Below are 13,388 nucleotides of genomic sequence, written 5' to 3'. Positions count from 1 at the left end.
ACTTTGCGCGTGCCCCGTGTCCGAGAACTAGTCCGACCCCCTCGGCTTCTACGGGCACGGCTCCCCGGCAACCACCTGCGTCAGCGAGGCGATGTCGTCCTGGTCCACGTTCCCGTCGCGGTTGAAGTCCGGATCCGCGCCCGAGCAGCTCGGGTCTCCGGCCACCACCTGCGACAGGCACGCCACGTCGTCCTGATCCACGTTCCCGTCGCCGTTGAAGTCCGGGTCGCACGGCGAGCCGGGCGACTCCACCGTCACGATCACCACGTCCGACGACTGCGACCCGCGGTTGTCCGTCACCGTCAGCGTGATGACGTGCACGCCCACGCCCAGGTCCACCGTCGCCTGCGCGCTCGGCCCGGTCGCCAGCGTCGAGGCGCCGTCCTGCCACAGGTAGTTCGTGATCGTCCCGTCCGCGTCGGTGCTCGCCGAGGCGTCGAGCGTCACCATCTCAGATCCCGAGGCGTCCGCGTCGAGCACGAGCTGGTCCGGCCCGGCGTTCGCGACCGGCACCCGGTTCACAAAGACCGCGAGGCTGTCGGTGTGCACGCCACCCAGGTTGTCCGTCACCGTCAGGGTGATGAGGTGCGCGCCCCACGCCAGGTCCACCGTCGGGGTGGCGTCCGGCCCGTCGGCGAGCGTCGAACCGTTCTCCTGCCACAGGTAGTTCACGACCGTCCCGTCGGGGTCGGTGCTCGCCGACCCGTCGAGCGTCACAGGCTCCGAGCCGGTGTCGCCGATGTCGTCGACCACCGCGTCCGCGCCGGCGTTCGCCAGCGGCCGGCGGTTCACCGTCACCAGCACGTCGTCCGAATCCGTCGCGTTCGAGTTGTCCGTGACGGTGAGCGTCACCGTGTGCACGCCCGCCGTGAAGTTCTGGAAGAGCGTCGGCAGGGGACCCGTGCCCAGCGTCATCCCGTTCTCCTGCCACAGGTAGTTCACGATCGTCCCGTCGGCGTCCATGCTCGCCGACCCGTCGAGCGTCGTGCCCTCCACCTGGTTGTCGTCGGCGTCCTGCAGCACGATGTCCGCCCCGGCGTTCGCCGACGGCGGCTGGTTCGCGGCCCCCACGAACCCGGCGTTGCCCGTGATCGTCATGTACCGGTAGATCGTGCTGCCGGTCTGGGCCGCCCGCACGAAGTAGTAGTACGTCGTGCCCGGCGCCGCCGTCAGGTCATCGAACGTCGTCGTGGCACTGTCCACCTGCCCCACCTGCGTCGAGCCCGACGTCTGGTTCACCGTGTTGCGCATCACGATGTACCCCGTCGAGTCCGGCACGCTCGGCCAGGTGATCCGCACCCGGTCCGACAGCGTCCCGTCCGTCGCGCTGCACGCCAGGTTCGTGGTCGTCACCGTGATCGAGAAGGTGTAGCACTGCGTCTGCGTGTTCACCGGGTCCGGCGACACGCTCACGAAACTCACCCCGTTGCTGAGCAGCAGCCCCGTGATCGTCTCGGCCGCCCCAGCCGCCGTCGCGTCCCGCAGGCGCAGTTCCGTCGTCCCGTTCGACGAGAACGCCCGCAGCACCATGTCCGCCGTCGCCAGCGCGTTCGTCGTCGTTCCCGACGACTGGCACGATCCGTCCCCGTTCTGGTCCACGTCCGTGTACGACGTGCCCGCCGGCGTCACGGTGATGTTCACCAGGCGCGGCTCGGTCAGGGTCACCTTGTAGTAGTCAACGTCCGCCGAGTGCAGGCTCAGCAGCGCGCCCCCGGGGATCGACGGGATCGGGATCGCGCCCAGGCTCGTCGTCGTCCCAGCGCCCAGCGTGCCCAGGTCGGTCGCCGTGCCCGAGGAGTTGTTGCTCTCGTTGGGGTCCCCGTAGTTCTGGTGCACCGCGCGCAGGTCGTCCTGGCGCACGCCGTCGTAGTTGGAGCTGTAGAACGGCTCCATGAGCTTGGTCTGGTTCGACGGGCAGACGTGCGCGAACCCCAGCCCGTGCCCGTTCTCGTGCTGCACGATGTTCCGCAGGAAGATGTACGTCCCGCTCGAGTTCGCCCAGTTCTCCGACGAGTCAAGCACCATGTCCCCGCCCGTGCCGCTCCCCGGGAACGAGTTGTACGCGAGGATCCCGCTGCCCCCGTCGATGTTCTTCATCCCGATGCGGATGTCGCCCCGCAGCCCCGGCGACCCGCTCGAGCCCCACGCCGCCCCGTCGTCCCACTGGTTCCCGCTCCACTGCACCCGCGTGTAGTTCACGCCCGACAGCGTCGCCCAGCGGTTCATCGCGTTCGTGATCTGCGTGATCCACGTGTTCTGGTTGCCCGAGCCGAACAGCTGATTCATGCGGCTGAACAGCACGTTCTGCTGGTTCCCGCCCGTCCCCCCGACGATCGTCACCGTGTCCGGCGCCAGCGACCACGTGAGGTTGATCGGGGCGCCCGTCGCCCCGGGCCAGCGCGAAATCGCGTTGTACCGCGACGTGTACCCGTCCGCCAGCGCCGCGTTGATCGCCTCCCACTCCTCGGGCGTCGCCTCGTACCCCTCGTCGAAGCACGCCGCGAACGGTCCCGCGTCCTCGGGATCGCCCGTCGCGACCTCGATGTCCGACACCCCGCGCGTGACAACCCCGTCCGTCCCCCGCGCCCGACCGTCCTGGAAGTCCACCGCCGGGTACAGCCAGCCATCGCCGCCGCGCGGCGAGTCCGCCGGGCCCGCCGTCGCCATCCCGCACGCCGTGAGAAGCGCACCCGCGCACGCCGCACGAACATTCCCGGTCGTCTTCATTTGCCGCTCCGTTCCGATGAACATCAACACCGAATCACTGAACCAATCCGCGGCCGAAGCCCCGGCGCACATCCAGATGTCGGCTCGCCAGCCGCACCGAAGCGCGGCCCGTCGCCCGCTTCCGATCCCCGGCGACGGCGCAGACCGCCCCGCCGATTCTCGGACCCCCCGCGACGGCTACTCCCTCTCCCGGCCCGGCCGCACCTGCTCCGGACCTTCGACTCCGCTTCGCTGTTCGTACCCCAAGGTTCCGGTTCGGTCAAGGAATTTTCACGCTCACGCCCGGTCACCCCAGACCCGTGCTCTTACGGGCACGGGGCGCCCGCCACCACCTGCTCGAGCGCCTGGATGTCGCTCTGGTCCACGTTCCCGTCGCGGTTGAAGTCCGGGTCAGTCGTCGAGCACGCCGGATCGCCCGCCACCACCAGCGCCAGGCACGCGACGTCGAACTGATCCACGTTGCCGTCCACGTTGAAGTCCGGATCGCACGGCGCAACGCCCGGCTCGATCGTGATGACGACCTCGTCGGTGTCCGAATCCCCGCGGCTGTCCGTCACGGTCAGCGTCAGCGTGTGCACGCCCACCGGCAGCGACGTCGACAGGAACGCCGGCCCGTCCTGCAGCACCGTTCCGCCCCGCGACCACCGGAAGTTCGCGATGAAATCGCCCGGGTCCGGGTCGGTGCTCGCCGCCCCGTCCACGATCACCGTCTCCATGCCGTCCCCGTCCGTGTCCGTGAGCGTCTGGTCCGCGCCCGCCTCCGCGGTCGGAGGAGTGTTGGGCGGCGCGACGCACCCGGGGAACTGGCCCCCCTGCGGCGTGCCGCACACCGTCCCCGGCCCGCGCCACGTGCCGCCCGCGTTCTGGCACGCGGTCTGCTCGGCCAGGAAGCACCCCGCCGTGCCGAAGCAGCACGCGCCCTCCGGGGGCGGGCAGTTCACAGGATCCCACGTCGCCCGCATCACCCAGTCGCCCCGCGGGCGGCATCCGGTGAGGCAGATCCCCAGGATGCTCGTGTCGGTCTGCAAACCGGAAAACCGCGTCCACCCGCCGTTGGGCGGGCACCCGTTGGGCCCGCAGTTCAGCGCGAACAGCCAGTTGTCGCTGGGCCGGTTGAGCTGCGCGTAGCCCGTGCCGCAGCCGATGACCGTGTTGTCCGTCGCGGGGAATGCGTTCTGCGTCGCCGACGGCGCCACCACGCACGGATTCCCCGACGGCGCGTTGTGCCGGTCGATGCGGAACCCGATCGAGAACGTCTGCTGCGCCAGCCCCTGCGGGTTGAAGATGAACAGTTGGTCCGGGTCGTTGGGGTCCACAGACGCCTGCACGTTCGTCGCCCGCGTGCCCGGGCCCATCACCACGTGCGCCAGCGTCGACCCGTCCGAGTTGAACTCCGCCACCAGCGTCCCCGTGCTCGGCGTGCCCTCCCACACCAGCACCGACCACTCCGTCGTCGTCGTCACGCTCGCGTTCTGCTGCCCGATGATGAACTCCATCGTCGTGACCTTGAGCGGGAACAACGAGCCCGGCAGCGTGTAGCTCACCGCCGCGATCTCGCCGTCGGCGAACCCGCCCTGCAGCGTGTACGTCCCGCCCTCGAAGCTCGCGTTCGTGTGGCTCGAGGTCTGCGGGCAGTTGTCGCGCTGCTCGTACCCGCCCCGCCCCCGCAGCACCACCCGCATCGTCTCCACGCCCGGCACCTCGGTCAGCAGAGGCGTCCAGCGGGCCGCGTCGGTCGGGGGAGTCTCGGCCGCGATCTGCCCCGGAGCGGCCTGGCCGTACGCCGTCGCCTCGAGCCCCGCGGGCGTCAGACCCACGGGCAAACCGGCCGCGAGCGTGGCCGCCGCCATCCCTGCAACGATGCGTGCGCGCATGACAGCACTCCCTCTGCCGCCGAACGGCGGCCGCCACGCAGTATCTCCGCAAGACCGGCGCGGCACAAGAGATTCGTCTGTCGGCGGGTCCGAGTTGCCGCCCACTCGCCACTTCGCCCGTCCGCCCGTTCCCGGACCCCCGAAAGCACCCGCACGCCCCCGTGACGGCGCGCACCGCGGGCGCGGCGTTGCGAGTGCGGCTCAACGGGCGTCGCGTTTACGGGCCGGGCCCCACGGGCCGGGCTTCACGGGCGATGCCTTACGGGCACGCCGCCCCACCCACGACCTGCGTCAGGGCGGCGATGTCGTCCTGATCGACGTTCCCGTCGCGATTGAAGTCCGGGTCCTGCGACGAGCACGTCGGATCGCCCGCGACGACCTGCGCCAGGCAGCCGACGTCGTCCTGGTCCACGTTGCCGTCCTGGTTGAAGTCCGGGTCGCACGCCGGCGGCGTGCCCGTGCCCGAGCCCACGATCGTCGCGTTGATCGTGACCGTCGTGTTCACCGACGCGAGCACCAGATTCAGCAGCAGGCTCCCGCCGCACAGCGGCTCGTCGAACGGGATCTCCGGGAGCTGCGTCGCGGTCTCCTGCGTGATCTGCTCGTTCACCTGCACCGACGCCGTCAGGCTCGCCGTCGGGCCGCCGGGCGTGATCGTCCCCGTCAGCACGATCGGGAACGGGATCGCGTCCAGCGGCGTGGGCGTGCCCGCGAGCACAACGTCGACCGTCGCGAGCACGATCATCGGCACCGTGAACGTGTACGAGCCTCCGCCGGCGTCGGTGAGCGCGCCCGCGTTCGAGGCGTCCTGCTGGGCCGCGACCAGCCCCGTGACCGTCGCGCTCCCCAGCGGCACGTTGATGGGAAACCCGCCGAAGATGAGGCACGTGGGCTGGCGCGTGCGGAACGTCGAGTACGTGATGCTCGCGTTCGCGTCGCCCCCCGCCGTCGCGCCGTTCAGCAGGTCGAGCACCAGCCCGGAGACCTGGCACGCGCCCGCTTCCGTGTCGAGGGTGATGCGCAGCCCGCCGTCCGGGCGCAGGGGCGTGCCGCCCGAGGTCGCGCTCGACGACACCGATCCCGTCACGTTCACGGGCGTGTTCGCGCTGGTGTCGCCGCCGCTGAAGCCCGGGATCGTCCGCGTGCCCAGCGGGTTCGTCTCGAGATCCCAGTCGCCGATGATGAAGCTCGCCCCGCCCGACTGGAACGGTGCCCCCAGCGAGAACGACCACGACACGCTCGACGACGCCGGCACGAACGCAACGTCATAGGTCTGGGCTGCGGCGGTGCCCGCGCAGAGGGCGAGCGCCGCGATCAGGGATTTCAGCATGTGGAGCATCTCCTCCGAGCAGGGTGACGGGGCGGCCCAGTGTACCGCCGGGCCCGCGGAACGGAACCTCATTGTTCGTGGGTTCGCCTCTGGCGTGACGCCCCGCGCGAATCCGCCGGGACAAAAAGAAAGCCGCGGACCCCCCAAGGGAGCCCGCGGCGGAGAAGCGTTGGTTACCGGGGGTTCACCCCCGGGTGCTGGCCGATCCCGGCCCCGTGGTTAGGGGCAGGGCGAGCCGGCGACAACCTGGGAGAGCGCGTCGATGTCGTCCTGATCGACGTTGCCGTCCTGGTTGAAGTCCGGGTCGGTGCAGATGCAGCCGAGCTCGCCCGCCACCGCCTGCTCGAGGCAGGCGATGTCGTCCTGATCGACGTTGCCGTCGCAGTTGACGTCCGGGTCGCAGGGCACGCCGGGCAGCACCTCGATGCGCCAGGTCTCGTCATCGAAGCCGGCCGAGTTGGTAGCGCGGATGGTGATGTTGTGGACGCCCAGCACCGGGGCGGCCCAGGTGACCACGCCGGTCGCGTTGTTGATCGTCATGCCCGCGGGGAACGTGACGAGCGAGTAGGACACCGGGTTCATGCACCCGGCGTTGGTGAGCGAAGGCGTCGGACCGACGTACGGGTTGGGCAGGTTGTGCGTCCCGTTCGGGATCGCCACGATCACCGGCGCGATGCGGTTGACCGTGAGGGTCCACGACTCCGTGTCCGTGCCGACGGCGGTCGTCACGCGGATCGTGATCGGGAACACGCCGGCGACCGGGTTGGCCCACGAGACCACGCCGGTGGCGGCGTTGATCGTCATGCCCGCCGGCGCGCCCGCGGCGAGCTGGTAGAGCGTGGCCGGGCCCATGCACCCGGGATTGGTGAAGGTCGGCGTCGGGCCGGTGTACGGGCCGCACGCGACCGCCGCGTCCGGGATGTCCGTGAGAACCGGCGCGGACTGGCTGACGGTGACCGTCCACGACTCGGTGTCACTCCCCACCGAGTTGATGGCCTGAATGTTGACGAGATGTGCGCCGGCGACCGGGGTGGGCCAGGAGACGACCCCGGTGGCGGCGTTGATGGTCATCCCCGCGGGGCCGGTCAGCAGCACCCACGACGTGATCGGGTTCATGCAACCCGGGTTCGTGAGCGACGGCGTCGGGCCGGTGTACGCCGAGCCGCAGCCGATTGTGTTGTTCGGAATCGCCACGATCAACGGCGAGATGCGGTCGACCGTCAGGATGAAGCCCTCGTCATCGAAGCCCGCCGAGTTGGTGGCGCGGATCGTGACGAGCGGGGTGCTTACCACCGGGTTCGGCCAGGAGACCACGCCCGTGGCGCTGTTGATCGTCATACCCGCCGGGCCAGTGACCAGCGACCACGTGACGCCCGTCATGCACGACGGCGCGACCACGCTGGGGGTGGGACCCGTGTAGAGCGTCGAGCAGTTGACGCTCTGGTTGGCGATCGCCGTGACCTCCGGCGCCTCGACGCTCTGCGTGAAGTCGGCCTGGATGCGGAACATGCCGGTGCCGAAGCCCGAGTTGCTGGCGCCGAAGGGCGCCACGCGGATCTGCACGACCTGCCCGCGCGTCACGACGGTCGAGACGCGCGAGTCACGCACCGCCCCGGCCTGCGTGCAGTTCGTCGACGAGTCGTCGTTGCACGCGAGCTGGTTGGTGGTGTCGCCGATGCACGCCGAGTGCAGCGAGAGCACCGTGTCCATGCCGGAGTCCTCGTTGCCCTGCCAGTCGTGGCTGCCGCAGGTGCTGACCACCAGCGTGCCCGGGCACGGCGCCGTGAACTCGTACCAGACGTCCTGGTTGCCGGTCGACGAGCCGCAGGTGGCGTCGCCGTCCGAGGCGGCGCCGTACACAGTGCCGATGAGGTTGTTGCCGTCGAAGATCGGGGCCCCGAGCGAGCAGGGCGAGTTGTTGGCCGGCTCGGGGCAGTCCACGTTGAGCGTGATGCTGCCCGTCGCGCCGTTGAAGCCGGCGACGCGGATGTAGTACGTGCTGCCGCCGACGGCCGAGAAGGTGAGCTGGGAGTTGAGCCCGTTGCTCGGGCAGACGGTGTTGCCGATGTCGTCGTTGCACGCGACGAGATCATCGACCCCGCCCGGGCAGTCGTCGAAGACGCTCAGGACGGTGTCGAAGCTCGAGCCGCAGGTGCTGAGGGTGACGGTGCCGGACACCGGCGGGGTGACCACCCACCAGACATCGAAGAGCCCGCCGCCCTCGTCGCCGCAGGTCGTCTCGCCGCCATCAGTGGTGGCGCCGACGTTGGAGCCGGTCCAGTTGCCGTTGAAGCGCACGCGCGTGGCGCTGGTGCACATGTTGTTGGCGGGGATGCCGCTGCGCGAGGTGAGGCAGCCGACGCTGTTCTCGTACGCGTTGATGTCGGTGATGCTGTTGGGGGTGGTGGAGTTCTGGAAGGTGTTGGTGCAGGTGATCGACGGGTTCATCGTCGAGCTGGTGCACGTGCAGTGGTTGGCGTCCCAGTTGTGCCCGACTTCGTGGGCCGTCAGGTCCGTGACGCAGGAGAAGGACGAGGAGAAGTCAGACTGCGAGAAGCCGTACGCGTTCGGCAGGTCGCAGACCTGGCCGACGTACGCCGTCCCGATGATGTTGCCGTCGATCTCGCGTCCCGTGAACAGGTGCGCCACGTCGCGCAAGATCGCGCCGTTGACCGCGTTCCACTCGCTGCGGAACTGGCTCAGGAGCGTGTTGTTGTTGTTCGACGTGTACGGGTCCGAGCCCGACGTCGTTCGCACCAGGATCGTGCCGACGGCGTGCGTGATCTGCACGTCGCGCTGGTACTGGTGGTTCATCACGTTGATGATCGCGGTGATGCGGTCGCGCGTCGCAGTCGTGCTGCTGCCGCGATCCTGGTAGTAGGCAAAGTCGGCGTCGCAGGCGACCAGCGCCTCGCAGTACGTTCCGCCGCACGCGCCGCGCGGGTCGTACCCGTTGGTCTCGTGGTCGTGCCCCTCGCGGTTCGGGGCGTTGGCCACGCCGCAGATCCCGCCGCAGGACGAGTCCTCACCCTCGTACACGACGTGCATCTCGGCGGGGGCGCCGGGCAGGAAGTCGCTCAGAGGCTGCACCCAGACGGTCGAGCCGTCCGGCAGATAGATCCCGCCGATGATCCCGTCGTCGATGATGGACAGGCCGACGCGCGAGTCCTCGAGGTTCTGCACCACGCCCGTGTACGTCGTCTCCGGGCCGCAGTCGACGACGTGGTAATCGTTCGGGCCGCGACCGAAGTACGCACGCACCTCGTGCGTCTCGTCCAGGATCGAGTTGGGCTCGATCGCCAGGACCAGCTCCTTGCGGTGCTCGGTCGGCAGCGTGATGGTCATCGCCTCGCGCGTGTTCGCGGGCACGTCCAGCCACACCACCACCCCGCCGGCGAGGTCCGCCACCGGCATGTCCTTGATCGAGATCGGATCCGGATGAACTCGATGCTGCGCGTGCGCCGTCGTGCCGACAGCGACCGCGGCCCCGGCGGCGATAACCATCGCCGCCCGACAGGCCTTGCTGAGCCAGTTCTTCATGCTCTTCCCCTTTTGGATGCACCACGCGTCGCCCACGCCCCCACAACGGCGAAAGCCGTTCACATCCCCTACAGGGGCGCAGGTCGACCGTGATCGCAGCCTACCGTCCGAGAGCGACGTCGCGAAACAGAATTCACGGTCAATTTGGGGGATTTTCGAAACCAATCGCCCGCGACCGACGACCGCCGGGCGCACATCGCGCGCGATGTTGTAAGTGTCGATATAAAAAACACCTAGCGCAATCGGCGTCCGTCGGCGCGCTCTCGCGCCGCGCGTTGCTTCACGCGACCTTCGCTGAATTCGTCGTCGGTTCCCCGGGCTTCCACCGTCATCGCGCCGCGCGGTCGAAGCCTCTCACGGGCACCCCGACCCGGCCACCGCCTGCAGCAGCCCGTCCACGTCGTCTTGGTCGACGTTCCCGTCGCGGTTGAAGTCCGGCTCCGACGCCGAGCACGTCGCGTCGCCCGCCACGACCTGCGCCAGACACGCCACGTCGTCCTGGTCGGCGTTGCCGTCCGCGTTGAAGTCCGGGTCGCAGCGGCATTCGTCCGGCACGCCGTCCCCGTCCGCGTCCGTGCTCGTCCCCGCCAGAACATCGCACGCGTCGTCGGTCCCGTTCGCGTTGCAGTCCGACGCCTGGGGGAAGAACGCGCCGAACAGCGCCGTCGCCTCCACCTGGGCCTTTGCTCGCCCACCCAGCGACGAGTAGTGCACGCCGTCCTGCAGATATGGCCCCGCCCCGGTGGGCGTCCACCCCGCCTCGTGCGTCAGCCGGCGCGAGTTCAGCGCACAGACCAGCGGGTCGGCCGCCGCGATCGCCGCGTGCACGCCCGGCTGCGCGTCCAGGTTGTCCCGCGCCGTCTGGTTCGGCAGGTTCGTCCGCATCGGGTCGCTCACCAGAATCACCGGCAGGTCGGCCCGCGTGTGCGACCGTACGAACGCGATCAGCGACTCCAGGTCCGCCCGATAGCGCTCGGGCGTGATCGGCGCCGCCTCGGGCGGGGGCGTGTTCCCCGTCGCGTCGTTCGCCCCGTAGCAGATCATCACCAGGTCCGGCGCCATCGCCCCCAGCACCGGCCCGCACCCCGCGTGCGAGTACTCGATGTCCAGCGCCTTGTACCCCCCCAGCGACAGGCTCGTGATCGCGAACCCCCGCGGATCGCTCAGGTTCACGTACCGCGCGCTGATCAGGTCCGTGAACTTCGCCGGGTCCGTCCCCGACAGCTCCACCTGCATGTACTGGCCGGTGCCCATGGGCAGCGGGCCCACGCGCTGGGTCAGAATCTCGACCCCGGGCCGCTCCAGCCCCAGCGTCGTCTCGAACACCTCTGTTGTCGGGAAGAAGAACCCCGTCGCCGACGTCGGCGCGGGCGTCACCCGCACGCGCACCTCCCCGCTGCTCGGGCTGCTCGCGGCCATCACGTCCAGCGCGATCGGCGCGTCGCGGTCGAAGTACTCGTGCAGCAGACGCATCTCCGCGCCCGGGTGCACGTTCGCGCAGTCGTGCTGCAGCAGCAGCAGGTTGCCGTAGAACTGGTTCCCGTTCACGTTGCTGCCGTTCGTTGTCGAGGTCTTGGCCCCCACGTGCCCCGGCGGGAACGCGCTCGGCGGCAGCCGCGACTCGGTCACCCCCTGCAGCACATGCCCGCCCCGCCACAGGTAATCCGCGTACGGCGTGCCGCTCCCCGTTGTGATCCGCAGCGCCATCCACGGCGTCTCGGGCGCGTTGCCGATCCGCGACCAGAACTCGAACTGCACCCGCGGCACGTACACCGCCCCCGCCCCCGCCGGCGAGGTCTCCTGCGAATCACCCAGGATCAGGATCCGCACCGTCCCGCAGCGCGCCCGCGCGAACGCGTCGCGGAACACCTCGGGCGACTGCGTCGAGAGATACGGGACGTCCAGGAACGGCTGCGCGCTCGCCCACCACGCCGCCACACCGTGCACCACGAGCGCAACCCAACCCCGCTTCGCCCGCATCGCCCCACGCATCGGCGTCTCTCCACCCCCGGCCCGCGGCCCGGGTGCGAACGCACCTGAGCCGTACGCCCGAATGGTACCAGAGACGCCCGGACGCGCAAAGCCCGATTGCACCGCCCCTGCCGTGCAGTCTCGCCTCTCGCCGCAGGGCCTGCGCCCCGCCCGATGGTCTCTTGCCCCGCGCCGGACCCGCCGTGCGCCGGTCGGGCGTCACGCGCCGATCAGGCGTGGATCATGCGCCCTTCGCTGCCCAGGGCGGCCTCGTGCACCGCCTCGTGCATCGTCGGGTGCGCGTGCATCGTGGCGATGAGCTCCTCGGTCGTCGCTTCCAGCCGACGCGCCAGGGTCAGTTCCGCGATCAGTTCCGTCGCCTGGTCGCCCAGGATGTGCGCCCCCAGGATCTCGCCCCGCGGCAGGCCCCGGATGATCTTGACGAACCCGTCGGTGTGGGCCGCGGCGATCGCCTTCCCGTGCGCCATGAACCCGCACGTGCCCACCGCGTAGTCCTTCCCCTTCACCTTGCCCATCTCGATCAGCTTCTGCTCGGTGTAGCCCACGCTCGCCACCTGCGGGATGCAGTACGTGCAGCCGGGGATCGTCGAGTAGTCGATCGGGTGCGGCTCGTGGTGCCACTTCTTCGCCCGCCACGCGATCCGCTCCACGCACGTCACCGCCTCTTCCATCGCCACGTGCGCCAGCCACGGCGGGCCGATCACGTCGCCCACCGCGTACACCCCGGGCAGGTTCGTCTTGTAATCGATCGCCTCGTTCTTCGTCACCCCGGGCTTGAAGTCCGTGACGATGTGGTCCTTCTCGATCTTCAAGCCCAGCGACGCGTCGCACAGCCCGTCGGTGCGCCCCTTGACCCCGATGGCCAGCAGCACCCGGTCGGCCTCGAGCACCTGCTTCTTGCTCTCGTCGGGCTTCCCGTTCGCCAGCGGCGCGACCGTCACCTTCACGCCCGACGCGGTCTTCTCCACGCCCTGCGTGACGTGCGAGGTGAGGAACGTCATCCCGTGCTTCTTGTACAGCTTCTCCAGGGCCGCCGACACGTCCTTGTCCTCGACCGGCAGCACCCGGTCCAGCATCTCGATGACCGTGACCTGCGTGCCCATGGAGTGGTAGAAGTACGCGAACTCCATCCCGATGGCGCCGGCGCCGACGACGACGAGCTTCTTGGGCTGCTCCTTGTTGTACATCGCCTCGCGCGCGCCCCACACGCGGTCGCCGTCGAACTTCGCGAACGGCAGATCGCGCGCCACGCTGCCCGTCGCGACGATGACGTGGTCGGCGGTGATGGTCTCGATGGCCTTGCCGGGCGTGGCGGGGGCGCTCGTCAGTTCTTCCTTGACCGCGCACTCCTGCACCTCCACGGTGCACTTCTTCCCGTTCGACGCCGCCGAGACGAGCTTGGCGTTCCCCACCAGGTGCGTGATCTTGTTCTTGCGGAGCAGGAACTCGATGCCCTTGTTCAGCTTGCCCGCCACGTCGCGCGACCGGCCGATGACGCGGTCCCAGTCGAGCCCGACCTCGCCGCTGATCTTGAGGCCCCAGAACTTCTGGTCCTCCTGGCGGCGCAGCTTCTCGACGAGTTCGGCGTTGGCCAGCAGCGCCTTGCTGGGGATGCACCCCCAGTTCAAGCACACCCCGCCCAGCTTGGCACGCTCCACGCACGCGACGGAAAAGCCGAGCTGCGCCGCCCGGATCGCCGCCACGTACCCCGCCGGCCCGCCCCCGATCACCACCACGTCGAAATGCCGCATGCCCGTCCTTTCGTGCAATGACGCCCGACTATAGCCGGAACGCCCGGAAACCCGCCCGAGTTCGGGTTTTCATCGGGCCCGCTCGCCCACGAGCGGATTTCTCGTGTCGGGGCTTCCGCAGATGCCGCCCGAGCGGTACGCTGTCCGCGATTCGTTGCGGAGCCCCCGGGTGCA

Annotated in this window: 6 protein-coding genes; all 6 read right to left on the bottom strand. The window is 69.7% G+C overall.

Annotation, left to right across the window (positions count from 1 at the left end):
• Window positions 1–48 precede the first annotated feature (48 nt).
• Complete coding sequence (locus SFY69_01670; GenBank protein MDX2130744.1) at window positions 49–2,727, bottom strand: PKD domain-containing protein; 2,679 nt, start codon at window positions 2,725–2,727, stop codon at window positions 49–51.
• A gap of 305 nt (window positions 2,728–3,032) precedes the next feature.
• Window positions 3,033–4,601, bottom strand: a complete 1,569-nt coding sequence (locus tag SFY69_01665) for a hypothetical protein (protein ID MDX2130743.1) — start codon at window positions 4,599–4,601, stop codon at window positions 3,033–3,035.
• Between the two features lie 259 nt (window positions 4,602–4,860).
• Entirely contained in the window at window positions 4,861–5,931 is a 1,071-nt protein-coding gene (locus SFY69_01660; GenBank protein MDX2130742.1) for a hypothetical protein, read from the bottom strand.
• A gap of 219 nt (window positions 5,932–6,150) precedes the next feature.
• Entirely contained in the window at window positions 6,151–9,471 is a 3,321-nt protein-coding gene (locus tag SFY69_01655) for a M12 family metallo-peptidase (GenBank protein ID MDX2130741.1), read from the bottom strand.
• A gap of 354 nt (window positions 9,472–9,825) precedes the next feature.
• On the bottom strand, window positions 9,826–11,463 hold the full coding sequence (locus tag SFY69_01650) for a hypothetical protein (GenBank protein MDX2130740.1): 1,638 nt from the start codon (window positions 11,461–11,463) through the stop codon (window positions 9,826–9,828).
• A gap of 209 nt (window positions 11,464–11,672) precedes the next feature.
• Window positions 11,673–13,214 carry a dihydrolipoyl dehydrogenase gene (gene lpdA, locus SFY69_01645; GenBank protein ID MDX2130739.1) on the bottom strand — a complete coding sequence of 514 codons (1,542 nt, stop codon included), beginning with the start codon at window positions 13,212–13,214 and terminating at the stop codon, window positions 11,673–11,675.
• Window positions 13,215–13,388: the final 174 nt, after the last annotated feature.

The organism is Planctomycetota bacterium, from assembly GCA_033763975.1.
Classification (GTDB): Bacteria; Planctomycetota; Phycisphaerae; order Phycisphaerales; family UBA1924; genus RI-211.
The sequence above is the reverse complement of the archived record's forward strand: the minus strand, read 5'-3'. Positions and strand labels throughout refer to the sequence as shown.

Excerpts from the sequence above, each read along its gene's own strand:
- lpdA (MDX2130739.1), bottom strand. The coding sequence starts at position 13,214 with ATGCGGCATTTCGACGTGGTGGTGATCGGGGGCGGGCCGGCGGGGTAC.
- SFY69_01660 (MDX2130742.1), bottom strand. The coding sequence starts at position 5,931 with ATGCTGAAATCCCTGATCGCGGCGCTCGCCCTCTGCGCGGGCACCGCC.
- SFY69_01665 (MDX2130743.1), bottom strand. The coding sequence starts at position 4,601 with ATGCGCGCACGCATCGTTGCAGGGATGGCGGCGGCCACGCTCGCGGCC.
- SFY69_01670 (MDX2130744.1), bottom strand. The coding sequence starts at position 2,727 with ATGAAGACGACCGGGAATGTTCGTGCGGCGTGCGCGGGTGCGCTTCTC.
- SFY69_01650 (MDX2130740.1), bottom strand. The coding sequence starts at position 11,463 with ATGCGTGGGGCGATGCGGGCGAAGCGGGGTTGGGTTGCGCTCGTGGTG.
- SFY69_01655 (MDX2130741.1), bottom strand. The coding sequence starts at position 9,471 with ATGAAGAACTGGCTCAGCAAGGCCTGTCGGGCGGCGATGGTTATCGCC.